Source organism: Scytonema sp. NUACC21, assembly GCF_054684315.1.
The window spans coordinates 1-24,984 of sequence record NZ_BAAFZH010000029.1 but is presented as its reverse complement, the minus strand read 5'-3'; the positions used below and the strand labels follow the sequence as shown (position 1 = coordinate 24,984).

The window sequence follows — 24,984 nt, the reverse complement described above, 5'->3', positions numbered from 1 at the left end:
TTGGTATACAGACCGGAACTGTCAGACAAAATTCAACAGGCACGCGAAAGGTTTGGGCTGGGAGAACATCAGAACCCAATAAAAGCCGCGCAAAGCAGTGAATATGCTTGTAACATCGACACAGATCCCTTTGTTCAGCGCTTAGTAACTTATCTCCAAGCGAGCCAGTACAAATTACACAAAGCTTACCGTTCTATTTCAGCCCAAGCACGGAAAGAACGTTTGGTCAACTCTATTAGTACTGCTATCAGGCGATCGCTCAATCCTCAAGAAATTCTCAAAGTTGCGGCTCAAGAGTTGGGACAAAACCTGGGGGCTAGCCGTTGTTTAATTTACCGCGCTCAAGCAACAGATGCCCAAGCTATTATAGAACACGAGTTTTTGAGCCCTGGTGTTCCATCCCTTTTAGGGCAAGTTTGGCCTTTAGAAAACAATCTTCTATTTCGAGATGTTGTGCTGCAAAGTGATGGTGTTTGTGTTACTGATACTCAAAATGACACTTATATTACTAGTTCTAAAGCACTGTCAAAACTTGCTCAAAAACATGGTATACTCTCCTGGCTAATGGAACCGGTGATTTATCAAGGGCGCTTGTTAGGTATCGTAGAATTACATTATTGTAAAGAAATGATACACGATTGGCAGGCTGGAGATTTCGACTTAGTGGAAGCAATTGCCACGCAAGTGGGAGTCGCTCTTATCCAAGCAGAAGCATACGCTAACTTGGAAAAGCTAAACCAGCAACTAGAAGCCCTCGATCGCACTCGCAGTAACCTGATAGCTATTACAGGACACGAACTCCGCACCCCTCTATCCACAATTCAGGTGTGCTTGGAAAGTCTTGCTACCGAACCAGATATGCCCCTAGAGTTGCGGCAAGTGATGCTCAACACAGCACTTTCTGACTCAGAAAGGATGCGGAAACTCATACAGGACTTCCTAACTCTTTCAAACTTAGAAAGCGGTCGAGTAGAATGGCATCCTGAATCCCTGAGCTTACAGGAGTGCGTTGATTTAGCTCTCAGCCGCAATCGCACCCGATTTGGCGATGAAGCTCTACCCGCAATTAAGACTCAGATTTCACAAAACCTACCTTTGGTTAAAGCTGATGGTGATTGGCTAGTAGAAGTCATAGCAAAACTGGTAGACAACGCTTGTAAATTTACACCCTCAGACGGAACAATTACCATCAAAGCTGAGCGTAACCGTCATAAGATGGTGGAGGTCACCGTAGCTGATACAGGACGCGGCATTGAACCCAATCGGCTCGAAATTGTGTTTGACCGTTTTTACCAAGAAGAAGGAGCACTGCGGCGTACAACCGGTGGAACTGGTCTTGGATTAGCGATTTGCCGACAAATCGTTAATGGGTGGGGAGGTGAAATTTGGGCAGAATCCAATGGTAAAAATCAAGGCAGCCAGTTTCGCTTTACCATACCCATTATTGAAAGTAGCCAAGAGCAAAAACCTGCGAAAGTCAAGAGTAAATAGTTTTTTGTCATTGGTCATTTGTAATACCAATGACCAATGATTAATGACCAATGACCGATCGCTAACAACTGTTACAGTCTATGACGCAATCGCAATACAACCCTGGTTGCGGTGATAGTATGCCCTAAAAACGTTGAGAGAGAACTCTATGGCAGAAACACTTTCTGGACAAACTCCCGTTTTTGGTGGCAGCACTGGTGGCTTGCTCAAAAAAGCAGAAATCGAAGAAAAGTACGCTATCACTTGGACTAGCCTCAAGCAACAGCCTTTTGAATTGCCAACAGGTGGCACTGCTATCATGCGCCAAGGGGAAAACTTGCTGTACTTAGCCCGCAAGGAGTATGGCATTTATCTGGGGGGTCAAGTTCTCCGGAAATTGAAAATCGTAGACTACAAAGTCTACCGGATCTATCCCAACGGAGAAATTCAGTACATCCATCCAGCTGATGGTGTCTTCCCAGAAAAAGTAAACCCAGGTCGCGAAAAAGTGCGTTATAACGACCGTAGAATCGGTGAAAACCCCAGCCCCGCTCAAGTTAAATTCAGCGGTACAGCTACTTATGACGCTCCCAATTCATAGTTAATTGCTATTGGTTAGTAGTTAGTAGTTGGTGGTTGGTAGCTGGTTGTTACTACCACTAACTGCTAACTACTAACTGCTGACTACTAACAAACATCAAGTTCTTATGATTTTCCCAGAATTTTCCCAGTTTTCCGAGCTAGCTAAACAGGGCAATTTTGTTCCGGTGTATCAAGAATGGGTAGCTGACCTCGATACGCCAGTATCTGCATGGTACAAATTATGCGCCGGTCAGCCTTACAGTTTTTTGCTGGAATCTGTGGAAGGTGGAGAAAAACTGGGACGATACAGTTTTGTGGGTTGTGACCCACTATGGATTTTAGAAGCAAGAGGCGATCGCGTTACTCAAACACACCGGAATGGTTTTCAGGAAGTCTTTGAAGGTGACCCCTTTACAGTATTAGCCAGGTGCTTGGAACCGTATAACCCAGTGAAATTACCCGAGTTACCTCCAGGAATTGGAGGTTCAAAATAATATCTGAAACTGCTTGAGGAATTGTTTTATTAAGTTCGTGAGGGCTAACAGGTTGTTTTGCAATATGACAATGGACTAGCTCAAGTATGTCTGTTGTTGAAAATGGTAAGTGTCCCGTGATAAGTTTGTAAAACGTAATACCAAGGGAATAAAAATCTGTGCGGTAATCTAACATTCGATTCATCCTCCCTGTTTGTTCGGGAGAGATGTAAGCCAGCGTACCTTCCAATACATGGGGGCTTTTGAAAGTCGGATTTGTACGGTTAAATTGAGTTGCAATTCCAAAGTCAATGATTTTAACAACACCCGTCTCTGGATTGAGAATGATGTTTCCTGGGTGAATATCCTTATGAATGACATTAGCCGCGTGAATTCTACCCAGAGTCTCTGTCAGTGCGATCGCAAGACGGAGAAACTGAGATAAGGGCATGGGACAGAAAGTCTCTGGGCGCTTGTACATCCATTGCTCTAAGGACTCTCCGCCAAAGTCTTCTAATATAATAACAAGAGTGCGTTGATACTCCTGTAGACTGTATGCTTTAATCACTCCTTCTACATTGAGAGAGTGAATGATTTCATATTCCTGTCTGTAGCGAATCAATTCTTGGACAGAGGGATTGGAATGCTTGAGCATTTTTACCACAAGCGAGCGCTCATCTAGCATTCCAATCCCTCGATACACCAGGGATGCTGAACTCTCATAGATTTTGCTTTGAATGGTAACCCCGGCTAAAGCAATCATCGAACTCTCCCCGATAAGTCTCAAGCGTTAGCTATGACTCTAGTGATTGTTATGTTCGATCGCACCAGGAACACCTATTAAAAGTTCTAGGTAAATCTTGGGCATAGCGAGTTAAATCGTAGATTACCTTTTTAAAATATCAATTTGCTATTTTTTAGGGTATTCTAGCATAGCTTGAGCGAGAAGTCGATTGACTGCTTTTGCGATCGTCATCCAGTCAGAGCAGAATTATTAATTTTTATTACCACTCGCTCGTGCCATTACTCCTTCAGTATAATCAAAAAGTTTATTGCTCGGATATTCGCTCAAACGTGTAGAGCTGCGAGTGACCTGTTCTAGTTGGAGCCGAAATGATACAGCAGTTTTCATATAAATGAACCACACCGTGTGTAAGGGCGCAATGCCTTGCGCCCCTAAGATTGTGGTCTAATATGATGTTTTTAGGGTAATGATAAGTATTTAACCGAACTTGATATAACTACCTGAAAATTGCTGTAATACGATGCACGACAAAGTAGGAAGCTGGTGTAAACTGAAAATTCCTGACGATCACCTCTACAAATCCTGACTTTTCACTCTCATATGAAAAAGGCAGATATGGCAAGCACGTTACAACAAGCTTCGGGGATTTCAAAATGGAGATGAATTCTGCCCGTGCTTGCAGAATGGTACCAGCAGTACCAGAAAAAAGAGATGTCTTAGTGGCTAATAACAGTTAAGTTTGTTAAGAAGCCTAAACAAAATTAGCAGTAGAAATGCTTAATTTTGTTTATTACATGACTAGTCGCCAATCTTAGGCGACTTTTTTAGTCTTCTCGCTTTTTAAACTCTGTAAGTTCGTTACTCTGTTACTTTCAGACTTAGTGCTACGGGTTAGTTCGGCTTCATTGGTATCAGCTAACTTGTGCTGTTTGCTCAACACCCCAATCAACAGCAATTCGGTGATAGGTGTTCTCTGTTATCCTCTCCCCTCCTTACCTTAATCTTTAAGATGCGTGCAAAATGTAACCAATTTAGTTCATTATAGTATCATCTAGTGATACTATAAGAATGGAACTTAACAGTAAACACCAAAAAACTCTTGATGCTCTTTTTCAAAACCCTATCAGATCCGATATTTTATGGAGTGATATCGAGTCTCTCCTAATTGCTCTTGGTACAGAGGTATCAGAGGGAAGAGGATCGAGAGTCAGATTTGCTCTTAATGATGTAAGAGCTACGTTTCACAGACCACACCCTGAAAAAGAAACTGACAAAGGTGCTGTTAAGTCGATGCGGCGGTTTTTAACAGAAGCGGGGATTAAAAATGATGAAGTATAAAGGATATGAGGCAATTGTTGAATTTGATGATGAGGCAGAAATTTTTCACGGTGAAGTCATTAATATTCGGGATGTGATTACTTTTCAAGGTCGTAGCGTAGACGAACTAAAGCAAGCTTTTGCTGATTCAGTGGAAGATTATTTAGATTTTTGTAGAGAACGGGGGGAGGAGCCCGATCGCCCATTCTCAGGTAAATTCATGGTAAGGATTGACCCGATTTTACATAAAAAAATTGTGGCTAAAGCAAAAAAAGAGGGGCAAAGCCTTAACTCATTGGTTGAAAAAAGCTTGTCCCTATATGTTAGTTAAATGAGTTAACTCATACTCTGTTAGCTTGTGACTCTGTAAGTTTGTTACTTTGGAACTTCCAGATCTAGCGTTTGAACAATCTGAAAGAGGCTTAATTATGAAAACCGAACAGGAACGCGAACAATTGATTAAAGATATCAACGTTTTGCTAGTTTCGTTCCTCAACCCAACCTACACAAAATCTTGGTTTCGTTCCTCAACCCAACCTACACAAAATCTTGGAATGAGAAGTAACAAATAATACAGGATGCTATGGAATTTACAAATTGCGGTATAGAATGGTGAAGACACAATATTAGGATAAAATCCACCAGCTACAAGTTAAGCTGGATAAGAGTAGCATTTTGTTGCGTTTTGTATATTAAGCCGTATTTTGCTGCTAATTTTTAATCTTTGCTGCTTGAGAAAACAGGAATGCTAGACCAAATTTTTGAATACCTCCACTTTCATCCCAGCGTAGAAGCACCTATAGTTCTGCTTATCCTCATTTTTTTAGAGGCGGTGCTTTCGGCAGATAATGCGATCGCGCTTGCAGCTATCGCTCAAGGACTGGGGAACAAAAACCTCGAACGTCAGGCGCTAAATATTGGCTTAGTTGTTGCCTATGTTTTGCGAATCACTTTACTTCTCACAGCAACCTGGGTGCAAAAGTTTTGGCAGTTCGAGTTCCTAGGGGCAACCTACTTACTGTGGTTGGTATTCCAACATTTTACATCAGATGAAGGGGAAGACCATCAACACCACGGACCTCGATTTAATTCTCTGTGGCAAGCGATCCCCGTGATTGCCTTAACAGATTTGGCTTTTTCCCTCGATAGCGTGACGACGGCGATCGCAGTTTCTGATGAAACTTGGCTGGTACTCACAGGGACTACCATTGGTGTCATTACCCTGCGCTTTATGGCGGGTTTATTCATTCGTTGGTTAGATGAATATACTTACTTAGAGGATGCCGGTTATATCACTGTATCGCTAGTGGGCTTGCGCTTGCTCTTAAAAGTCATAAACGATTCTTTCGTACCGCCACAATGGTTCATGATTACTTCGATTGCCCTAATTTTGGCATGGGGATTTTCTAAACGGGATGTTTCGGAAATTACGACAGAGGAACCCGAAAAGACGGAAGTGCAAAAGTAAAATTCCTTATTTTGTTTAGATAGACTGAGCAAGAAGTCCCACCTCAACTAGAGGTGGGATTTGTTATGGTTTAACTATTGAACACAAGCACTGCAGCAAAGACTACTCGCGCAACCAAGGTGTCAAATGCGGTTGCCAAGCAACCAGTTCCTCTTCCTTAAACCATAAGGAAATTTCCCGTTGTGCTGTTTCAATTGCATCGGAACCATGAATGAGGTTGCGACCAATATTAATACCGAAGTCACCTCGAATCGTACCTGGTTCTGATGTTAAGGGGTTTGTTGCGCCAATGACCTTTCTGGAAGCGGCGACAACACCGTCTCCTTCCCAAACCATCGCCACAACTGGACCCGAAGTGATAAACTCGACCAAGTTGCCAAAGAAAGGTCTTTCTCGGTGAACATCGTAATGTTGTTCAGCCAATTCTCGGGAAGCCTTGACAAACTTTAAACCGACGAGGGTAAAGCCTTTAGTCTCAAAGCGGCGGATTATTTCACCTATTAGTCCGCGCTGTACGCCATCGGGCTTAATTGCTATGAATGTGCGTTCCAAAGCTATCTCCTCAAACTATGTGAATGAGTCCTTTGTCCCGTGTCATCTATTCTTAGTTAGGAACTAATGACAAATGACAAATGACAAATGACAATCAGAGATTATCTCAGAAAGTATCTCCGAATGCATATGCGCTTCGGAATGAATAAGATACATTGTAAATTCGTGGGTGAAACAAAAAGGTCAGGAAAGAAATGCGTGGTGATTTAACAACTACATCAGAAGAGGTGGTGAAACCGCCCTCCAATAGCTCTAAAATCGAAGTGAAAGGACAAAAACAACAAAAACTGCTGTCAACAACGACAGCAGATGGTAGTCGCGTCTGGAAGATAGAGGATAGCGAAGCACTTTACAGGATAGAAGGTTGGGGACAACCCTACTTTTCGATCAACGCTGCGGGTCACATCACTGTTTCTCCTAAGGGCGATCGCGGCGGTTCTCTTGATTTGTATGAGTTAGTTCACGCCCTCAAGCAGCGTAACTTAGGACTACCCCTGTTAATCCGGTTTTCCGATATTTTGGAAGATAGGATCGAACGGTTAAACGCTTGTTTTGCCAAAGCTATTGCCCGCTATAACTATCCTGGCGTTTACCGTGGCGTGTTTCCTGTAAAGTGCAACCAGCAGAGGCATTTAGTTGAAGATTTAGTGCGGTTTGGGAAACCCCATCAATTTGGTTTAGAAGCAGGTTCCAAGCCTGAGTTAATGATCGCTTTGGCGCTGTTAGATACACCAGGAGCATTGTTAATTTGTAACGGCTATAAAGATCGGGAATATATCGAAACGGCGATGCTGGCGCAGCGGCTCGGACAAACGCCGATTATCGTTCTAGAACAAATAGAAGAGGTGGATCTCGTCATTGAAGTAAGCCGCCAGTTGGGGATCAAACCTATTGTAGGTGTTAGAGCCAAACTCAGTACCCAAGGGATGGGACGCTGGGGCGGTTCAACTGGCGATCGCGCTAAATTTGGTCTGACAATTCCGTTATAGCTGGCTTCTGGTAAATTTTCCAGTTCTTTTCCTGGAACTTTAAACACAGCACCTGGTTCGGAACCTGTTGAACTCGCATCGATAATAATTAATTTGCTACTACCTCTTGCCTGAAACATGACTTCCATTCCTGCCGTACCGCAGTCATAGACTCTCACATCAGGATGGGGATTTTGGGCAAGATATTGCTGTAGGCGTTGGGCAACGATCGCACCTACAGCATCGTCACTGCGATTTAGATTTCCACAACCTATGATTGTTAACATGAATTCCGTCCAACGGTGAATGTTGATTATAACGATTTTCAGGTGAGGAAAGATGAAATGGTATGCAGATCGTGTGGCAAATTACCACACAATCAACTAATCCAAGCTATCCGATAGTTACACCATATTTCTGACCAATTTCAGACAATTTTGCCAGTTGCTCTTTGGATGCTTCAGCTAGTTTTTCATCTGGCGGTAATATGTTTTTCTTGCCTTTTGGAACTAAATACAAAACATACAGCGAAATAAAATCAACTAAAGTTCCCAATCCGGGCAAAGCATGCTGGTCGGCTTGTTTCCCAGCCAGAAGAAGAGCCAAACCACCTTCAATCGAGTTTCTCGTGACTTCCAAAAATTGAGTAATAAGTTCTTGGACAAAGTCTTGTGGGGGAAGGTTTTCTAATTGTTGTAAATTGGGAGTAAATTCGTATCCTGCTGCTGTTGCTTGTTCTAAGACACACCATTGTGTAAATTCTTGCAGCGCTTCATCATTCAGGTGTGAAAGATGTTTGTGTAGTGTTGGTTCTGTCACGGGTTCACCAATTGTAAATGAAAGAAAAAAGAAGCTCAAGACTCTGACGCTAGACTGCAAAATTTACATCTTGCTATGCCGTAAGACGGTGGGCGGTGCCCACCCTACAATTCTTTGCAAAATTTACATCTTGCTATGCCGTAAGTGGAATGGGCATCTTGCCTGTTCTATGGTGGGCGGTGCCCACCCTACAATTGTTGCCTGTTCTACGGTGGGCGGTGCCCACCCTACAATTCCTATAGAATGGGCATCTTGCCGGTTTTATTGCTTCCCGCCGTTGAGTGAGGTTATTATGCTGTACGAAAACGGGCTAGTTCTTTACCTGTTTTCGCATCGTGGGCGTGAACGGTACAAACGAGACAGGAATCAAACGACCGCGCCACATGACCGACTTCCACAGGGTCGCTTGGATCGAATACGGGTGTTCCAATTAAAGCTTCCTCAATAGGTCCGCGTATTCCTTCAGCGTCACGGGGTCCTATATTCCAGGTACTGGGAGCCATAATTTGGTAATTTTTAATTTTACCACCCTCCACTTCCAGCCAGTGACACAAAGCGCCTCGTGCTGCTTCGGTTGCGCCCCAACCGCGCCCATCTTTTTCTTTAGGTTTGATATACCAGGTGTCATTTAACCGGAACTCACGCAGGCAGTGTTCTGCTTGTCGGTACAACTTAACCATTTCGTGAACTCGTGCAAGTTGACGTAAATGGATACTTGCGCCTCCCAACTGCTTGAATGTGTCCAGGATAAATTTGTCGTAGTGCTGCCAGGGTTCACCATACTTACCGCCTGCGACCAACTGACGTGCAAGAGGTCCCGCTTCCAAACGTCCGTATTCTTGATGGCGAACTGCTGTTGACCAAGAATATTTTCCTTTGAAGTCTTTGACGTTATTCTTGATGGGTTTGGTTGTGCGATCGAAGGGGTGAACGTCTTCTGTCAATTCGTCATACCAGGAGTGAGCGGTATTTTCCCGGACAAAAGCATTGTCCATTGGGGTGTGAGTATCGGTAAAACTATCATACACTCCACTCTTCATAATAAGGGCTGCATTTCGTCCCTCTATTGTTGGCTTCTGGTATTTTGCTTCGTGAGGTAAGTATCCCCAACTGATATACCGACCTACACCCGCACCATATTTGTGTAAACCGATATCTAAACCCATGCGCCAGTAGAAACCCAAGTCAGAATTGGCATGGCTTGGGCTTTCGTCCAACCAAATCATAAAGTCTTCATAGCTTTTGATTTGTTCGTAACGCTCTAAAGAACAACCCAACCACACTGGTTCTAACCAATTTGTGCGGAAATATTCCAGAATCGACCAAGCACGGGTGATGTCCGTTAAGGTAGGGGTACACATTACACCACCAGGTACCATGTAGCTAGAATGGGGCCATTGACCTCCAAAGAGAGCGTAAATTTCTACTGGTTTACTGGAAATGGTGACACCTAGTTCGTAAGACTTGCCGGTGAAGGCTGCAAAGCGCCTGCAAGCTTCTTGATAAAAGTGGCTGTACCGATACTTTTTGTTGGTCAAATCAATTGCAAACAGACCGTAAAAGTAGCGGGGGATACTTTGAATTGTTTCGACAATTTGACCCAGGTTTCTTGCCAAGATAGCATTGCGAGGAACTTCTGTTTCCCATGCTGTATCTAAAGCCCAGGCTGCACTGGTCAAATGGGAGGCACCGCAGATACCGCAGACACGAGGCTCTGGGCTTGGGGTAAGCTAGAACGCCAAGGACGGAGAGGCTCATAGGTAAAAATGGCCCTGAGATCGCGATCGCTCTCAAATTGTTCGCATTCTAAAAGTGCTTGACGCAATCGGTTGAGCAGTTGCGGGGGGATACCTGCCATATCACCGTCTAAATGTTTAGTAAATACATTAAATTATACATGAAAAATCTAGTTGCGATATTTTGCACCACATGGGGTTCAGCCGGGATACCTGTAAATGGGACACGTTGTAAACTTTGTTAACTGTATATAAAAACCCAGATTTAGATTTCTACACAACGGAAAATACCACGCTTTTGTTGTTGTCGTTTACTTTGTATAACGAAGAAATAAACCCCTATTTAATGATTGTTTATGGGCAAGCTTGAGGCACTGAAAGGGGTGAAGAGTTGATTTTACCGTGCCAAATTTTGATGACCCCAATATCATTTATGGGCAAGTTGGTAAATCAATAAAACACGCTCTGCAATAAAAATTTACAACGTGTCCTGTTTTGCGCGTATCCCGGCTGAACCCCATATATTGCTCAGGACAACATCGATACGGCGGATCGCGTGCTTGAAAAACTAGAGCAACGATGCGATCGCTTAAGCGCAAATCCTGAATTGGGTGTCAGGCGCGACGAGTTACTGGCAGGGATGCGCTGCCTGATTGAGGGAAACTATTGTATTTTCTACCGCATTACTGATGATGCCATACAGATTTTGCGAATTTTACATGGAGCAAGAGATTTTCCATCGATTTTCCTGAATTGGTAATTGTTGAGGTTAAGTTTTTTTTATAGGGCGATAATTCCTGCGAACCTACCTGTTTTTTGTGTTTGGAAAAAATTACCTCAGTAAGCGATAGTTGTTTACTAAAGCCCTGGCAATTTCCAGTCACGAACAACCTTAGTAATGGCATCGCGGGTAGCCTCTGCTCCAAAGCCCCAAGCTAGCAGGGTAAAATAATCACTCCAGCCATTAGCACCAAACATGGGTTGGGTCGCATAAAGTTGCCCAAAACCAGCCCCTGCTAAGAGTCCTACCGCGATCGCGTAACTTAACCAGTTAAACCAATATATATTCCGGGCGGCTTGTTTTGGACTTGGTTGTGCAGAAGTGACTTCAGGAACTGGGTTGGGAAGCGTTGGTGGTATTGTGTAGTTGGCATCTCTAGCGGTCATTGGAGTACCCCCAGTTTCAGAAGGTGCTTGTTGCTTAATAGCTTTGTCTAATTCGTCAATTTCGTTGTCAACTTTCTTATGCCATTCCTTAAAAGCATTTTCATCGCTTGGAGTCAGACCGTCTAGTTCGTGCTGCAAACCTTGTGATATGCGTCTTAAAGACTCATCCTTTTGGGGTGCTAACTGAGTTAACTCATTTCTCAGGTTGTTGAACTGGTCGAGTTTGGCTTGTCCTTGCTTGTAGCGAGTTATTTGTTGTCGTAAATTATGCAATTCTTCGTGAAACTTTTGGGTGTTTTCTCTATCAGGTGCTTGTCGCTTTGCGTTTTCCAACTGGCTACGCACTCCTTGAACGTAAGGTGCATCACCATTTAGAGATTTGAGGCTATCAAATAACTCAGACAAATAGTTTACCAGCGCTACCCAATCTTCCCTTTCTTTTCGCCATTTATCCCAAACCGCTTGTGCTTGGGTTACTGCAAGCCTTGCTTCATCCCAACGTTTGGAAGCCAAAGTCGTTTCTACATCTATTAAATGTCCGGCGATTTTTCCTTGGAATGATTGTGCCAATTCAGAGTCAGCTTGCATTTGAGTGCGGATGCGACCAACTTGTACTACGATTTCGTCGCGAGGCATACCATCATTGCGATAGGCTGAAACTCCAATTCCCAGCCCAACACCCAGTAAAAGCACAAGCAAAGGAAAAAACCAGTGGTCTTTAAGTCGCACTATGACTGGAATGGATAACTCACCCTTTTCATAAATCACAAGCAATTGACCGCTATACTCTCCACTGCGGATTTGGTTGAAATTTAACTCTAATGGAACTATTAAAGGTTGTTTGGGCTGTACGGATTTGGTCAATAGGGTTGGGCGAATGGCGTCTTCTGAGACAACAGCAGACGAATCAGCTCGATTTAAGTCTAGGGTGATGACCTGCAAATTAGCGATCGCCTCATTTGTTTGGACAAGTAGGTTGCGTTTAACAGGCGGGCATTTAAAAAAAACTGGACATTGCGTTCCCACCACCGTCAAACTGGAGGGGTTTAGGGTAACTTTTGGTTCAGCTTGGGCTGAAGACGCTGCTAATACTAAACCCAAAGTCAGCATGAATAAGCTCATCATGGTTTTTTGACTGCGCTTCATGCCAACCCTCCTGATTTTTTGGCTGATAAATATCTCGTAACTGCGACGATAGTATAGCTAAATTGGTTATTTTTTCCAGAAAATTATGATTTTTTAGAGTTTTATACGCTATCCTGCCTATCCTGGGTTGTTGCGGTAATCCGCTAATATAATGTCTCCTAATCCCTCAGTGTAAGCTATTAACTTGTCTAGGTTCTGGCGATTTTGGCAGAACCCCCCTGGTTTTAGCCCCCGCTTCGGTTTGCCAAACATCAGTCTAGTAACATTATAGACGGACTACATTCCAACGTCCAGAATTGGTTAGATATCTTCATGTTAAAACTTTGCTCAATTCAAAGTGGGGTCACTTGAGCATGCGGCCTTAAAGCTTTGGTCTGAGGTGAGCGCTCCTTGTTCGGACGTCCTTTGAAAAAATATAATATTAACTGCTGTTTTTAACTTGACATAAAATGTCAAATCCTTTTCCTTTTCAAAACCAATCCCAATTATACGAGTGGCACACGGGTATTAAAATGGCTAATCGTAACAACATTTTCTGCCACTGTCGTAGATGTGGATATGAATGGATAGATTCTTTCATTGAAGTTGTTTGTACCAAATGTAGTAGCTCCGATGTTGAATCTGTTTGCTGTTGGCAATTCCCCGATGATTAGATACTACTTTGTCATTGAGCCAAGAAACTATCCAACCTGGATGCACTCATTGTTAACCTGTTTCAATCTGTGGAAGAAATTGGTTTAAAAGTTATACGCAAGTCAATTCCAATTAAAGGTTTCTTTGGTCTAAGTGCCTGTAGTGAAACTGAGGTTGCTTTTGTCTTAGTAAATACAGATGGCATAACTATTGAACGTCAGTTGTTTACTTTGGCTCATGAAATTGGACACCTTATCTTCCACCGGGTAGAGTACCAAGACACTTTAGTTGAGGAGGGAACTAAAGAAGAAGAAAAAGCACGAGAGCAGGTTACTAATTATTTTGCAAGTCATCTACTGGTTCCCCAAGCTGAATTTGAACGGATGTATGCCTAAACTAAGAATATTGTTGAACTCAAACGATATTTTCGAGTGAGCTATCAAGTCATATTGCGCCGTTTATCAGAAATGGAAGCCATCGACTTAGCAAAAGAGACAGCCAAAATTCGTGCAATTTATAAAGAGATAAAATATCTAACTCACGTTAATCTTGCCGCGAGAGCGCCCAGACTTGCCGAAAAAATAAGAACCTCCGTAGAAATGCCATTCGAGATTGCTCAGAATTTCGACAGCAGTTTGTGGTGTGACTAATTGAGCCATTTCATCATTAATCATCCCCCGATACCATCTACCGGACTCTGATAAATGCTCGTACTCAACAAAGTAATGCAACCACAAACGCTTGCAGGAATGGCATTGGTCAATCGAAACTTCACCAAATCTACCATTGGTTTCATCAATTCCCAGCCATCTGGATAAAAACGTTCCGTAGCGGAATCTATCAGGACTCATGCAAGTACAAGACTCATTGTTAAAAGCAGCCATAGACAATGTTAATTGCTAAAAACTCAATATTTGTGTTGGGTTCGGGTATAAAATGTCCTAACTCCCACTGTAAATAGTATCTGCCAATCGCTGTGCCAAATGAATCATGTCGTCTTTCCTAGCAATTTGCTCAATCCATTCTGTAAGAATATTTTCTCGTAATATATGGTAAGTCACAATGAATCTGTCACTCACTGCAGAACTTGAACAGTTTGTCCAAAGCCAGGTAGAAAGCGGTAAATACGCTTCAAAAGAAGAAGTTGTCCTGGCTGCACTACAGATATTGGCAGAGCGCAAACGCATCTACAGGGGGCGATTTGAAGAATTGTAACAAGAAATCGCGATCGCTGTAGAAGCATCATTACGCCGGGAAGTTGTTGATAGCGAAACCGTGTTCAGCCAACTACAGCAGAAGTTACAACGGCGTCGCCAGCAAGCACGCTAGTCAATAAGCAATATTTGCCGATTTACTGTACCAATATTGAAGGGACAAATTTCTGGAATGTCAATTTATTAACTTGTAGATAGTTATCAGTGTAGCTCAGATAATATTTATATTGAAATCAATCCACAAACTCTAGAGATGAAAATAGGGCGCAAATTCAATTCTCTTACTTATAATGAATATATACATATTATAGACAACTATAAAAAGTTTTCAGATTGGAACACACTTGGATTATTTCGCTCTCTTGTTGAGACGAAAAAGTTAGATTTAAATCAAAAACTTGAAATAAGAGATTATGCTAACAAACAATTTCAGAAGGCTTTTGAATTTTTACAGTTGAAAGACCCTTATACATATTTTTGTTTAAAGACGCTTGGAGAAAATCTGACAGTAGCAGACGAAAAGGAAATATGGAAATGTATCCGAGTCAATCAAGAAAAAATTCTTAAAAAGAAAAAGATAAAACATAGAAACTTCGGAGAGTATTCAAAACATAATTGTGGATATGATTCGTGCCCATATAATGGATTGATGATAAAGCAAGGTTCGCTCTTAACAGAAGGTAATATGCACTTTGATAGTGATAAATCCAAAACTGGAAGCGTTATCAAATCTGAAAATTATAGAAAGCAAAGAAAGAGAATGAAAAAGTTAATTCACCAAGAGCTTGTAACTTCTTGAGTAAAGAACAGGCAAGGCATATTCCTCCCTCCCTCTCTCCCCCTCTCCCCCCTCTCCCCATCCCCACTTCCCAAGGGGGGAAATCGCTACCTCTCTACAGTCAGGCTTTGCTGCTTCAGTTGTGGGCAAAATGATACTATGAAGACAGTTTAAATTTAAGCTGGAAATTAAATCCAATCATTAAAAAACCTGATTGGCTGTTAATAATGTCGTTTTTGAGCTAGTTTTCACAACTAACCCATCCAAAACGAAGGCTGGGTTGGGTCAAGTGTTTATAATAAATCCCAATCCTTTAATCTCCGTCCCCCCTAATTCTGTTCTATAATCTGCCATGCTAAAAACTTTGTTGGGCGACCCCAACGCTCGTAAGCTTAAAAAATACCAACCTTACATTACAGACATTAATCTTCTAGAGGAAGATATAAAAGCCCTTTCTGACGAGGAGTTAAAGGGCAAGACAGCAGAGTTTAAACAGCGTCTTAGCAAAGGCGAAAGTCTGGATGATATCCTGCCAGAAGCGTTTGCTGTGGTGAGGGAATCAGGACGCCGAGTGTTAGGATTGCGTCACTTTGATGTTCAAATGTTAGGCGGTATTATTCTTCACTCAGGGCAAATTGCCGAAATGAAGACTGGTGAGGGCAAAACCCTGGTTGCTACATTACCGAGTTATTTAAATGCTCTTACAGGCAAAGGCGTTCATGTTATCACCGTAAATGATTACCTGGCTCGTCGAGATGCAGAATGGATGGGACAGGTTCATCGTTTCTTGGGATTAAGCGTGGGGCTGATTCAGCAAAGCATGACGCCGAACGAACGCAAGAAAAATTACGACTGTGATATTACTTATGTCACCAACAGTGAGGTAGGTTTTGACTACCTACGCGACAACATGGCGACATCAATGGCGGATGTGGTGCAACGCCCGTTTAATTACTGCGTAATTGATGAAGTAGATTCGATTTTGATTGATGAGGCGCGGACACCACTGATTATCTCCGGACAGGTGGAACGACCAACGGAAAAATATCTCAAAGCAGCTGAAATAGCATTAGCACTCCAAAAAGACGAGCACTATGAAGTAGACGAAAAAGCTCGTAATGTGCTGTTGACAGATGAAGGTTTTGCACAAGCAGAACGGCTTTTGGAAGTCAAAGATTTATTTGACCCAGAAGACCCTTGGGCACACTTTGTGTTTAATGCTATTAAGGCAAAAGAACTTTTCCTGAAAGACGTAACCTACATTGTCCGCAACGGAGAAGTTGTTATTGTAGATGAATTTACCGGTCGGGTTCTTCCAGGACGCCGTTGGAGTGATGGTCTTCACCAAGCAATTGAAGCTAAAGAACGGGTAGAAATTCAACCGGAAACTCAAACTCTAGCGACAATTACCTATCAGAATTTGTTCTTGCTGTATCCCAAGTTGTCTGGTATGACGGGAACAGCTAAGACCGAAGAAGCCGAGTTTGAAAAAATTTACAAACTGGAAGTAGCAATTATTCCTACAAATAGAACGAGACTACGCCAAGATTTGCCTGATATGGTCTTTAAGACTGAAACAGGGAAATGGCGGGCGATCGCAGCTGAATGTGCTGAAATGCACAATCTTGGAAGACCAGTTCTAGTGGGAACTACTAGTGTAGAAAAATCAGAATATCTCCGACAACTGTTGAGGGAAATGGAAATTCCTCACGAGTTGTTAAATGCCAGACCGGAGAACGTAGAGCGTGAGGCGGAGATTGTCGCACAGGCAGGACGGAAAGGTGCTGTGACGATTGCGACCAATATGGCGGGTAGAGGTACTGACATTATTCTAGGCGGTAATGCTGAGTACATGGCACGCCTCAAGATGCGGGAATACTTTATGCCCCGCATTGTCAGACCGGACGATGAAGATGCTTTTGGTATCCACAGAGCAGCAGGCTTACCCCCTGCGGGAACTGGGGGCGGTCAAGGTTTTGTACCAGGTAAAAAAGTAAAAACTTGGAAGGCATCGCCACAGGTTTTCCCCACTCAGTTATCAAAAGAAGCAGAAAAGTTGCTGAAAGATGCGGTGGATATTGCAGTGCGGGAGTACGGCGATCGCAGTTTATCAGAACTGGAAGCTGAAGACAAAGTCGCGGTGGCGGCAGAAAAAGCGCCAACAGATGACCCAGTGATTCAAAAACTGCGGGAAGCTTACAACCAAGTTAAGCACGAGTACGAAGCTTTCACCAAGAACGAACACAATGAAGTGGTACAACTCGGTGGGTTGCACGTTATTGGTACAGAACGTCACGAGTCACGGCGAATTGACAACCAGTTGCGGGGACGTGCGGGACGCCAAGGTGACCCCGGTTCGACAAGATTTTTCCTGAGTTTAGAAGATAACTTACTGCGGATTTTTGGTGGCGATCGCGTGTCGCGTCTCATGGACGCTTTCAACGTAGATGAAGATATGCCTATTGAATCCGGAATGCTAACCCGCAGTTTGGAAGGCGCTCAGAAAAAAGTTGAAACCTACTACTACGACATCCCATCGAAGTGATTGTCCGTCAGATGACCTCCAAAGTCAGGATTGATGATGGTGGTGACACCACCATGCTTCCCGGATAATTGGTGGAATTGCGCCAGGTCGAACAAGTTAATGAGGCAATGGCAATCACTGGCGGTGCAAGAGCACAATACACACCCGTACTGTTAGGTATTACCAAAGCATCTTTGAACACAGATAGCTTTATCTCTGCTGCATCCTTCCAAGAAACAACAAGGGTCTTGACGGAAGCAGCTATTGAAGGTAAGTCTGACTGGTTGCGCGGTTTGAAGGAAAACGTCATTATCGGACGACTGATTCCCGCAGGTACCGGATTCAATGCCTATGAAGAACCCGGTACAATTGAGGACTACTCTACTGACATGAGTAGCAGTGTCTTGGATGAAGTTGACGATCCACTCGATATGGTTCTTGACGATCGCACAGCCCGTGCTTATCAACTCGAACCTCCTACACTGGGAAGCGATGGATTTAGACGCACCTCAGATAAGTCTATTTTGGATGATGAGGATTTGATACTTCCAAGTGGTACTGCCATCGATCCTGAGGATGACCTCGTAGAAGACGATTACGAGGATTCTGATGATGATGAGGATGAGGACGATTTGTATTAAATAAGGAATTGAGGGAGCAAGGGAATTTTTCTTGCTTGCTCCTTTGTTCCCTCTGTATTTCCTTCCCTATTGCCCTACTGAGCCAGCCAAATATTGACTCTCCTATCAAATCCCCCACTGGCAAGCATTGTGCCGTCAGGACTAAAAACAATGGTACTGACCCAATCTGTATGCCCGTAGAGTGTATTTAATAACTCACCTGTTGTTAAATTCCAAACTTTAATTCCATCTCTGCCAGCACTTGCAAGAGTTTGTCCGTTAGGGCTGATGGTGACTGAATTTACCCAGTTGTTGTGTCCCGTGAGGTTACGAACAAATGTACCAGTACTGGCGTTCCAAAGTTTGATGGTGCGATCGCGACTGGCACTAACCAAAGTACTGCCATCTGGGGTAAAAACTATTTTGGTAATCGTATTGAAATGTGCATCTGGAATTGTACGAATTAATTTTCCAGAGTTCAAATCCCAGAACTTAATAATACCTCGTCTGTCACCACTGACAAGGGTCTGACCATCAGGGCTAATTGCCAGCGTATAAATAAAGTTATCAAAGCGTACCAAAGTTGCCAGTGGACGCTGCTGTAGTAAATCCCACAAGCGGATGCCATCCAACGCCCCACTAGCGAGAATTTTGCCATCTGGACTCACCGCTAGGGATAGCACATTGCTTGTATGCCCCACAAAGGAACGAGTAAACCTATTACTCACCAAATTCCAAAGGTTAATCGTGTTATCCGTGCTAGAAGTGGCAAGAGTTTGACCATCTGGCGAGATCAATATAGATTCCACTGCCGTTGTATGTGCTCTGTTGATAGTCGCGAGTCTTCTACCTGTTAATGTGTCCCACATACGGACGATCCCCTCATTTTCCGAACCCCCACCGACCAGAATTCTGCTATCGGGGCTAAAGGCGAGGGATTTAATTGTGCCTAAATTTTCCCTAAAGCTATAAAGCAACAGTGGGTTGGCAAAGTTTGTTTTGGGTTGAGTAACTGGTATTGGTACAGCTTGAGCTTCTGCTCCAAACACAGATGGCATTTGAACCAGAGGGGCAATAGCAGTAGCGCTTGCGACACCCACCAACATCAGGATATTTTTCCTTAATAAAAACATATACATGACAAAATAACACTTTTACTATGTTCCTAAGTTTACCTTGTCATGCAAAATTGAGGAGCATGGATGCGTAGAGCAATACTGTCTCCCACCTTCAGGCAAAGCCAAGGTGGGGTAAGCTTACAGCCCAAACTTTATGAGTAGGGTGGTTTTTTCTTAGAAACCGTTAGCATGGGTAGAGCAGAACTTGACGAACGGTCCGGTAGGTAATGCTGCACAACAGGCTCCTCAGGCATGGGAGGACGTTGCTGAACGCGCAAAAATTTGTAGGCTAGTGCTATGCCAGCCGTCCCCAAGCCAACTACAAACAACGACCAACTATCATCCAGCCCTCCAATGACTGCGTCTACGATTCCCATCGTAATCAATACACTAATAAGTGGTTCTTTACGATAGGCTGACTTCAAAACACGAGGAAATATAACATTCATCACAGCTTAAGGTGTTCCTATTAATCTTTTGTGTAAATATACTAAGAATATCTCAATTACAGATGGAGTTTTTAATAACCGCCTCCACTTCATTATACTTTTCTAAAGTAGGAGAAGCCATTAAGGAAAATTGAGATGGATGTAAAGACACGGGGAATTGTCTGCTGTTACATCTTTTTTCCGTCATGCGTCAAAACCAGCTGGGTGTTCCAGCTGGTTCAAACTCTCTTTATTAATAACTTATGCTTACCACACTCGTGCTCTGTGTAAATACTACCTTAGACCGAGCCAGGATAATACTCTTCTATATATTGAACAACTTCTCTAATTTTTTCTTCAACTTGGTCATCAAACCCATCATCGTTGGGACGCAGCCCTGCTTCTTTTGCTACTTCTTGTTGGATTTTATTAATCCATCCTTCTAAGATTGAAACTAAAGCACCCCCATCAGGACGAGTTTTTGTTGCTAGGTGACTCATTAATTCTCTATAGGTTGCTAATCCTTCGTTATTGCTTCCTGCTAGTCGGCGTTCTAAGGATAAATCAGCATCAGCTACTACAAAACCTTGCTCCATAGCATAGTTCCGAATCAATTGTAGCAAGAAGCTTTTTCCCGAACCGTAGTTACCAATGACAAAGCGAAACGCGGCTACACCTTCGGCTATATCATCAAGATTTTGCAATAAACTTTTCAGTTCTTGTTCTCGCCCCACTGCTATATGTTCTAACCCTACTCTTGGTACTACCCCAGCACCAAGAGAGTTCATCAAAGCAGTAGATACTTTTTTCGAGATTTTGAGCTTTGCCATGTATGTCACCTCGTTCTATTCTCGCTTTTTGATTTCTATGCAGAAACGAGAATATCAATATGGTAAATGCACTTAATTTATTGAGGTTTGTCTAGTCATTATATCTTGGTGGTTTGCGATCGCTTTTCTCACTTCTGTTAGATATTCTTGATAGATCGCAGGAGTTTCTGAAGCCGTGTCAATTATCAATTCCCCAATTGTATCTTGAGCGCGTTCGTTTATAGAGTCAATCAACAAATTTGGCATTGTAATATTTTCTTCTGCTATTTTTTTAATTCTGGTATTGGGATTATCTTGCTCTAGTATAGCTTCTAAAACCTGAATTTCATATTCTGGTAGTAGATCTACAAGTTTAGTCCATTCTTCAGATAAGTTTTCTGAATTATCTGCTAAACTATCTACTGCGTCTATAGAGTCAATTAGTTCAGAGAAGGGGAAAAGATCGGTATCTTCTTCCTGCTCGTTGTTATAGAATGATGGTTCTGAAGCCAAGGTTTCCATTTGTTGAAGTAAATCCCAGACGTGACTTTGCAACTGGTCTCGTTCCTCAATCAGTATTGTAACTTGCCCTTGTAGCTGCTCTAAGTCTCTGCGTTGCTCTAAAAGTTGAGTGTTCAAAGAATTTAAGCTAACTTCTAAACTTGCTTTCTCAGCTTTTTTAGCTGTCAGCAATCGATTTTGCTTCTCTTCCTGCACCTCCAACTCATGAATTTTAACACGCATCTCATACAATTTTTCTTCTAGCTGCGGCTTTAGCCTGTTGAGAAGAGTAATGCTACTTTCTAATTCGTGCTTTTGTTGTTGGAGTTCGGAAATTTGATTTTGTAACTGTGTTATTTCACAACGAGATACATTACAGTTTAATTCCAGTCGTCGTTTTTCCGAATTTAAGGCAGAAAAGGAATTATTGAGTTCTACTTTTGTTTTGTCTAATGTATGCAGTTCATTTTGTAGATAGCTGATTTGTGCTTCTAACTGTTGTTTTTCTACAAAGAAAGAGTTTAGCTCTCGATTAAGGCTATCTCTCTGAGAGCGACGATCTATAAGCTGATTTTGTAATTTGCTTGATTCTGTGTAAAGTAAAGCACTATGTGCTTCCAGTTGGTTAATTTCTGCTACGATACGAGATTTCAAGCCTTCAAGTTCTCTAATTCTTCTGTGAAGAGAATCTAAAACAAGCATTTCATGGTTTCTGCGCCGTTTATCTACAAAAAAGGCTGCTAGATAAGTTGCTGGTACGGTGACAATACCTGTGAGAAAGGCTTTATTAAAATCCCAGCTTAGGACTAGACTCAGACCAAAGCTGACACCAAAGGCAACTATACCTATAATAAATCGATTGCTGACCATTGATGATTGAATACTGTTGGTTTTTAACATAGTTAAGCGAGCAAAATAAGTATTTTTATGACACTAAGCTTCTATCGGTAACGAGTAAAACAGTGACCAGTGACAAGTCATAATTGAGAACTGCTAACTGGTAACTGTTAAAAAGTAAATATATTTTATAACTATGTACCGATGTCATGGTTTTTTAAACTAGATAGTGCCAAATCTGCTTTTAAAAAGTCAACAAATTGCCGTGCCGTCCTTCCAGAACGACCATTATGGCGAGTAGCCCATTGCAAAGCTCGATATTCCAAATCCTCCCGAGTCATATTAATTTCAGCTTGCAGCGCAAGATGATGGACAATTTGCAAGTAAGTTTTCTGGTTTGCAGGTTCAAAAGTCAAAGTTAAACCAAAGCGATCGCTAAAAGAAAGTTTTTCCTGCATAGTATCCCATGCATGAATTTCATCGTTGTCCTTAGGAGATGGTCTGTCTGCAAAAAACTCTCGAATCAAATGGCGACGGTTGGACGTGGCATATACTACAACGTTTTGAGGTCGTGCCGTCAAATTCCCCTCTAAAACCACTTTGAGTGCTTTGAAAGCATCATCATCTGCCCCTACCATTGCTGGAAAGCCCCGCGTTTCTACCAAACCTATTGCTAAATTGCTCAAACGGCTGTACTTGCCATCCTCAGCCAGCACACTAAAGCGTTTGGAGATGGGTAGCACGAGTTCTAAATTGGGGTAGGGTCGGGGAATCACCAAGCTAGAAACGAGCTGGCCAAATTGTTCGGCAACTTGAACTCCTGTCTCTACCGCTAGACGTACATCCGCGATCGCACCTCTAACTATAGCAGTACATTGACCGCCGCCAATCTTTTCATATCCAACTAGGTGAACCCCAGCAGATTTCAACATATTATCCGCCGTTCCCACTATCGCTGGAAAACTCTGGGTAGATACCATCCCCAAGGCAGTATCCCTGAGATCGTCTTGACGGTAGGATGTCTGGGCTTGACTTATTGACCGTTGATTGTAGGCGTCCATGTGAATTCTCCAGGGACTCAATTGTGAGTTGCAAACAAGGCTTACAACTCAACAATTAACACTTATTTATCTTATTTAGTTTGACCCTCAGATATTAATAAGCCTTAGGGATTCTTTTTGTGTGGAAACAATGTAATCATCAACCGCTGTATGCTTTCTTGTCCGTAGATATAACTACCTACGCTACCGGATGACTCAGTAGAAGGCTCTTCTGGTTGGGGAGTCGGAACTGGTGACTCAGGAGAGGGGGTTTCTTCCCGTTTGGGGACAGTTTCTCCAACAGGGGGCTTTGGAGTCTCTGCAAATTGGGATTGCGGGGAAACTTGAGCGCGGGATTGTTCTACCCTTGTCTCCTGGTTTCCTTGCCCTGCTATTCCATTGTTCGACTCTGGGTTCCGCAAACGGAAGTTACCTGTCGATGGTTGTGGTTGTTCTATTTCATCAATCAGCTCGGCTGATATAGTCTGCCGACTGGTGTCTCCCAAAACCGACCCCGGTGGAATAACTTGTCCTGAGCCAACAGAACAATTAAAAATTGTTGTTGCTGCTCCAATGCAAGCGTTTGCTCCAATTGTGCCCTGACCAACCATCAAGCTACCAGCCCCCAGGTTCGCGCCTGCTTGTATCTCTAGGGTTCCCTCATGGACTTGGAGAATCGACCCCATGCCAATACAAACCCCCGGACCAATGATGATTTTGCTATTTGGAGCTGCTTGTAGTATCACACCAGGTGCAATTACAGCACTCGGATGAATAATTACCTCGCCACCAATGTAAGAATCAAAGTTATCTCTTAGGCGCAGTGGTGGCCCTGACATGGTAAGTGTAACCTCAGAAATTTTGATTGAGGGAGGGAGGGAGGAGGGAGGGAGTGGGGGAGGGAGGGAAGGAGGGAGGGAAGGAGGGAGGGAGAGAGGGAGAAAATGCTAGCTTGCTTGGTCTGCTTTGTCCCTCTTGTCTGCCTTGTCTCCTTTGTCGTCGTTGTCCTCGTTATCCCCGTTCTCCTTGTCTACCGTGTCTACCGTATCCTTATCTCCTAGATTATGGGCGTTGGATAATCACCTCTGATACACGGCGTTTGGCGTTGGGGTCAATGCCAACTAGCCGCACGTACTCTCCTTGATATTCATTCAGGTAAGCTTCCAATGCTGCTGCTGCTTCTCGTGCTGACTTCGCCTGGATTTGTCCGCAGCTAGCCCAAGACCCTATACGGAACCGTCGCTGGTCTACGTGTTCTGCGCTAATTTTATACCCGCCAGCAATCAGCTGTTGGAGCTGTTCCACGACCTCGGAACTCAAACGGGTACTGGTAACAGGTGCAGTGGCTGTTGAGGTGCCCGAAGATGAGGTGTAACTCGATTTAGAGGAGCTAGATGAAGGAACTGAGCCGTTGGGTCGTTGAATGATGCTTTCTAAAACCCTTCGCTTGGCTTTGGGGTCAATTCCAATCAACCTCACGTACTCTCCTTGGTGATTGTCCATGCATTCTTCCAAGGCGGCGACCACTTCTCTTGCATTCGTTGTATCAATGGGGCTGCAGCTTTGCCACGAACCTGTACGGAAGCGCCGCTCATCTACGTGTTCCGTACCGATTTTATATCCCTGGTTTAATAGCTGGTTGACTTGGTCTATAGTGTCCGGGCTCAGCCTGTTGCTACTGGCACCATTGCTGTAGCTACCGTTGCTGGCACCATTACCGTTGTAACTGCCATTACTACTGGTGGGTGCTTTAAAGCTAGCCGATGCTTTAACTGCCCCATCCGGACGTTGTATTATAGTTTCTAGTACACGCCGTCTGCCATTTGGATCGATACCAAATAACCGCACGTATTCTCCAGAATGATCTGCCAGACAACCTTCCAAAGCTGCGATCGCTTCTCCCATTGACCTTGCTTCTATTGGTTGGCAACTTTGCCAAGACCCTGTACGAAAACGTCGTTGGTCCACATGTTCTGTGCCAATCTTATACCCTTGATTCAACAGATAGCGTACTTGCTCTACCGTTTCAGCACCCAAGC

Annotated in this window: 22 protein-coding genes and 8 pseudogenes; 14 read left to right on the top strand and 16 right to left on the bottom strand. The window is 43.3% G+C overall.

The features are described from left to right. The 3 genes and pseudogenes from ACYRY3_RS02510 to ACYRY3_RS02500 form a co-directional block, all read left to right on the top strand. Positions 1-1,491: ATP-binding protein (locus tag ACYRY3_RS02510; protein WP_460200204.1), on the top strand; the 1,491-nt coding region annotated here is incomplete at its 5' end. Between the two features lie 148 nt (positions 1,492-1,639). Further along, positions 1,640-2,071, top strand: coding sequence for a photosystem I reaction center subunit II PsaD (locus ACYRY3_RS02505; protein WP_460200203.1), 432 nt, complete (start codon positions 1,640-1,642; stop codon positions 2,069-2,071). 106 nt (positions 2,072-2,177) lie between these two features. Continuing rightward, positions 2,178-2,537 (top strand): annotated as a pseudogene (locus ACYRY3_RS02500) (anthranilate synthase component I); the annotation flags it as partial. On the opposite strand, the pseudogene ACYRY3_RS02495 reads toward ACYRY3_RS02500, so the two are convergent. Then, positions 2,533-3,288: pseudogene (locus ACYRY3_RS02495) on the bottom strand (serine/threonine protein kinase); the annotation flags it as partial. The pseudogenes ACYRY3_RS02500 and ACYRY3_RS02495 sit on opposite strands and share 5 nt — an antisense overlap. 1,050 nt (positions 3,289-4,338) lie before the next feature. On the opposite strand from ACYRY3_RS02495, the gene ACYRY3_RS02490 reads away from it, so the two are divergent. From ACYRY3_RS02490 to ACYRY3_RS02475, 4 genes are all read left to right on the top strand, one after another. Then, positions 4,339-4,608 carry a type II toxin-antitoxin system HicA family toxin gene (locus ACYRY3_RS02490; protein ID WP_460200202.1) on the top strand — a complete coding sequence of 90 codons (270 nt, stop codon included), beginning with the start codon at positions 4,339-4,341 and terminating at the stop codon, positions 4,606-4,608. Beyond that, entirely contained in the window at positions 4,595-4,918 is a 324-nt protein-coding gene (locus ACYRY3_RS02485) for a type II toxin-antitoxin system HicB family antitoxin (RefSeq protein WP_460200201.1), read from the top strand. The genes ACYRY3_RS02490 and ACYRY3_RS02485 overlap by 14 nt, the downstream gene beginning before the upstream one ends. A gap of 97 nt (positions 4,919-5,015) precedes the next feature. Beyond that, positions 5,016-5,159: a hypothetical protein gene (locus tag ACYRY3_RS02480; RefSeq protein WP_460200200.1), complete on the top strand. Its 144-nt coding sequence runs from the start codon at positions 5,016-5,018 to the stop codon at positions 5,157-5,159. 173 nt (positions 5,160-5,332) lie between these two features. After that, on the top strand, positions 5,333-6,055 hold the full coding sequence (locus ACYRY3_RS02475; protein ID WP_460200199.1) for a TerC family protein: 723 nt from the start codon (positions 5,333-5,335) through the stop codon (positions 6,053-6,055). A 102-nt stretch (positions 6,056-6,157) separates the two neighbouring features. Here ACYRY3_RS02475 and ndk read toward each other — a convergent pair whose 3' ends face one another. Next, positions 6,158-6,607 (bottom strand): nucleoside-diphosphate kinase, encoded by a 450-nt coding sequence (ndk, locus tag ACYRY3_RS02470; RefSeq protein ID WP_460200198.1) that lies wholly within the window; start codon positions 6,605-6,607, stop codon positions 6,158-6,160. Positions 6,608-6,801: 194 nt separating this feature from the next. Between ndk and ACYRY3_RS02465 the strand changes: the two are divergent. Further along, positions 6,802-7,590: pseudogene (locus ACYRY3_RS02465) on the top strand (biosynthetic arginine decarboxylase); the annotation flags it as partial. On the opposite strand, the pseudogene ACYRY3_RS02460 reads toward ACYRY3_RS02465, so the two are convergent. The 4 genes and pseudogenes from ACYRY3_RS02460 to ACYRY3_RS02445 all read right to left on the bottom strand — a co-directional run. Next, positions 7,590-7,862 (bottom strand): annotated as a pseudogene (locus ACYRY3_RS02460) (hydrogenase maturation protease); the annotation flags it as partial. The pseudogenes ACYRY3_RS02465 and ACYRY3_RS02460 sit on opposite strands and share 1 nt — an antisense overlap. A gap of 106 nt (positions 7,863-7,968) precedes the next feature. Next, positions 7,969-8,394 carry a hypothetical protein gene (locus ACYRY3_RS02455; protein WP_460200197.1) on the bottom strand — a complete coding sequence of 142 codons (426 nt, stop codon included), beginning with the start codon at positions 8,392-8,394 and terminating at the stop codon, positions 7,969-7,971. A gap of 290 nt (positions 8,395-8,684) precedes the next feature. Further along, a pseudogene (locus ACYRY3_RS02450) lies at positions 8,685-10,106 on the bottom strand (nickel-dependent hydrogenase large subunit); the annotation flags it as partial. After that, the gene (locus ACYRY3_RS02445; protein WP_460200195.1) at positions 10,070-10,252 is read right to left on the bottom strand and encodes a hypothetical protein; all 183 of its coding nucleotides are present in this window, start codon (positions 10,250-10,252) and stop codon (positions 10,070-10,072) included. The pseudogene ACYRY3_RS02450 and the gene ACYRY3_RS02445, both read right to left, overlap by 37 nt. A gap of 401 nt (positions 10,253-10,653) precedes the next feature. Between ACYRY3_RS02445 and ACYRY3_RS02440 the strand changes: the two genes are divergently transcribed. Further along, complete coding sequence (locus tag ACYRY3_RS02440; RefSeq protein ID WP_460200207.1) at positions 10,654-10,890, top strand: type II toxin-antitoxin system RelE/ParE family toxin; 237 nt, start codon at positions 10,654-10,656, stop codon at positions 10,888-10,890. Positions 10,891-10,988: 98 nt separating this feature from the next. On the opposite strand, the gene ACYRY3_RS02435 is transcribed toward ACYRY3_RS02440, so the two are convergent. After that, positions 10,989-12,443, bottom strand: coding sequence for a hypothetical protein (locus tag ACYRY3_RS02435; protein WP_460200194.1), 1,455 nt, complete (start codon positions 12,441-12,443; stop codon positions 10,989-10,991). Positions 12,444-12,560: 117 nt separating this feature from the next. After that, positions 12,561-12,695, bottom strand: a complete 135-nt coding sequence (locus ACYRY3_RS02430) for a hypothetical protein (RefSeq protein WP_460200193.1) — start codon at positions 12,693-12,695, stop codon at positions 12,561-12,563. A gap of 470 nt (positions 12,696-13,165) precedes the next feature. Here ACYRY3_RS02430 and ACYRY3_RS02425 point away from each other — a divergent pair, with 470 nt between their 5' ends. Next, positions 13,166-13,471 (top strand): ImmA/IrrE family metallo-endopeptidase, encoded by a 306-nt coding sequence (locus tag ACYRY3_RS02425; RefSeq protein ID WP_460200191.1) that lies wholly within the window; start codon positions 13,166-13,168, stop codon positions 13,469-13,471. Between the two features lie 138 nt (positions 13,472-13,609). Here ACYRY3_RS02425 and ACYRY3_RS02420 read toward each other — a convergent pair whose 3' ends face one another. Beyond that, positions 13,610-13,960, bottom strand: coding sequence for a hypothetical protein (locus ACYRY3_RS02420; RefSeq protein WP_460200190.1), 351 nt, complete (start codon positions 13,958-13,960; stop codon positions 13,610-13,612). Between the two features lie 178 nt (positions 13,961-14,138). Between ACYRY3_RS02420 and ACYRY3_RS02415 the strand changes: the two genes are divergently transcribed. The 4 genes and pseudogenes from ACYRY3_RS02415 to rpoC2 all read left to right on the top strand — a co-directional run. Further along, positions 14,139-14,291 (top strand): ribbon-helix-helix domain-containing protein, encoded by a 153-nt coding sequence (locus ACYRY3_RS02415; RefSeq protein ID WP_460200189.1) that lies wholly within the window; start codon positions 14,139-14,141, stop codon positions 14,289-14,291. A gap of 252 nt (positions 14,292-14,543) precedes the next feature. Further along, the gene (locus tag ACYRY3_RS02410; protein ID WP_460200188.1) at positions 14,544-15,089 is read left to right on the top strand and encodes a hypothetical protein; all 546 of its coding nucleotides are present in this window, start codon (positions 14,544-14,546) and stop codon (positions 15,087-15,089) included. Between the two features lie 331 nt (positions 15,090-15,420). Further along, positions 15,421-17,601 (top strand): annotated as a pseudogene (secA, locus tag ACYRY3_RS02405) (preprotein translocase subunit SecA); the annotation flags it as partial. Positions 17,602-17,603: 2 nt separating this feature from the next. After that, a pseudogene (gene rpoC2, locus ACYRY3_RS02400) lies at positions 17,604-18,233 on the top strand (DNA-directed RNA polymerase subunit beta'); the annotation flags it as partial. A gap of 74 nt (positions 18,234-18,307) precedes the next feature. Here rpoC2 and ACYRY3_RS02395 read toward each other — a convergent pair. The 7 genes and pseudogenes from ACYRY3_RS02395 to ACYRY3_RS02365 all read right to left on the bottom strand — a co-directional run. Next, on the bottom strand, positions 18,308-19,270 hold the full coding sequence (locus ACYRY3_RS02395; protein WP_460200206.1) for a WD40 repeat domain-containing protein: 963 nt from the start codon (positions 19,268-19,270) through the stop codon (positions 18,308-18,310). Positions 19,271-19,482: 212 nt separating this feature from the next. Continuing rightward, the gene (locus ACYRY3_RS02390) at positions 19,483-19,779 is read right to left on the bottom strand and encodes a hypothetical protein (RefSeq protein WP_460200205.1); all 297 of its coding nucleotides are present in this window, start codon (positions 19,777-19,779) and stop codon (positions 19,483-19,485) included. Positions 19,780-20,066: 287 nt separating this feature from the next. Continuing rightward, a pseudogene (locus ACYRY3_RS02385) lies at positions 20,067-20,588 on the bottom strand (BREX system ATP-binding domain-containing protein); the annotation flags it as partial. Positions 20,589-20,660: 72 nt separating this feature from the next. Continuing rightward, entirely contained in the window at positions 20,661-21,968 is a 1,308-nt protein-coding gene (locus ACYRY3_RS02380; protein WP_460200187.1) for a tellurite resistance TerB C-terminal domain-containing protein, read from the bottom strand. A gap of 131 nt (positions 21,969-22,099) precedes the next feature. Beyond that, positions 22,100-22,966 carry a DUF815 domain-containing protein gene (locus ACYRY3_RS02375; protein ID WP_460200186.1) on the bottom strand — a complete coding sequence of 289 codons (867 nt, stop codon included), beginning with the start codon at positions 22,964-22,966 and terminating at the stop codon, positions 22,100-22,102. Between the two features lie 104 nt (positions 22,967-23,070). Beyond that, a complete protein-coding gene (locus ACYRY3_RS02370; protein ID WP_460200185.1) occupies positions 23,071-23,784 on the bottom strand; it encodes a transferase in 714 nt (237 codons plus the stop codon). Between the two features lie 223 nt (positions 23,785-24,007). Further along, a partial coding sequence (locus ACYRY3_RS02365; RefSeq protein WP_460200184.1) for a ribulose bisphosphate carboxylase small subunit occupies positions 24,008-24,984 on the bottom strand: 977 nt, incomplete at its 5' end.

Coding starts and splice junctions, on each gene's coding strand:
- ACYRY3_RS02395 (WP_460200206.1), bottom strand. CDS start 19,270: ATGCCATCTGTGTTTGGAGCAGAAGCTCAAGCTGTACCAATACCAGTT.
- ACYRY3_RS02390 (WP_460200205.1), bottom strand. CDS start 19,779: ATGAATGTTATATTTCCTCGTGTTTTGAAGTCAGCCTATCGTAAAGAA.
- ACYRY3_RS02415 (WP_460200189.1), top strand. CDS start 14,139: ATGAATCTGTCACTCACTGCAGAACTTGAACAGTTTGTCCAAAGCCAG.
- ACYRY3_RS02480 (WP_460200200.1), top strand. CDS start 5,016: ATGAAAACCGAACAGGAACGCGAACAATTGATTAAAGATATCAACGTT.
- ACYRY3_RS02375 (WP_460200186.1), bottom strand. CDS start 22,966: ATGGACGCCTACAATCAACGGTCAATAAGTCAAGCCCAGACATCCTAC.
- ACYRY3_RS02420 (WP_460200190.1), bottom strand. CDS start 13,960: ATGGCTGCTTTTAACAATGAGTCTTGTACTTGCATGAGTCCTGATAGA.
- ACYRY3_RS02485 (WP_460200201.1), top strand. CDS start 4,595: ATGATGAAGTATAAAGGATATGAGGCAATTGTTGAATTTGATGATGAG.
- ACYRY3_RS02370 (WP_460200185.1), bottom strand. CDS start 23,784: ATGTCAGGGCCACCACTGCGCCTAAGAGATAACTTTGATTCTTACATT.
- ACYRY3_RS02380 (WP_460200187.1), bottom strand. CDS start 21,968: ATGTTAAAAACCAACAGTATTCAATCATCAATGGTCAGCAATCGATTT.
- ACYRY3_RS02445 (WP_460200195.1), bottom strand. CDS start 10,252: ATGGCAGGTATCCCCCCGCAACTGCTCAACCGATTGCGTCAAGCACTT.
- ACYRY3_RS02505 (WP_460200203.1), top strand. CDS start 1,640: ATGGCAGAAACACTTTCTGGACAAACTCCCGTTTTTGGTGGCAGCACT.
- ACYRY3_RS02430 (WP_460200193.1), bottom strand. CDS start 12,695: ATGTTTGGCAAACCGAAGCGGGGGCTAAAACCAGGGGGGTTCTGCCAA.
- ACYRY3_RS02475 (WP_460200199.1), top strand. CDS start 5,333: ATGCTAGACCAAATTTTTGAATACCTCCACTTTCATCCCAGCGTAGAA.
- ACYRY3_RS02490 (WP_460200202.1), top strand. CDS start 4,339: ATGGAACTTAACAGTAAACACCAAAAAACTCTTGATGCTCTTTTTCAA.
- ACYRY3_RS02410 (WP_460200188.1), top strand. CDS start 14,544: ATGAAAATAGGGCGCAAATTCAATTCTCTTACTTATAATGAATATATA.
- ACYRY3_RS02435 (WP_460200194.1), bottom strand. CDS start 12,443: ATGAAGCGCAGTCAAAAAACCATGATGAGCTTATTCATGCTGACTTTG.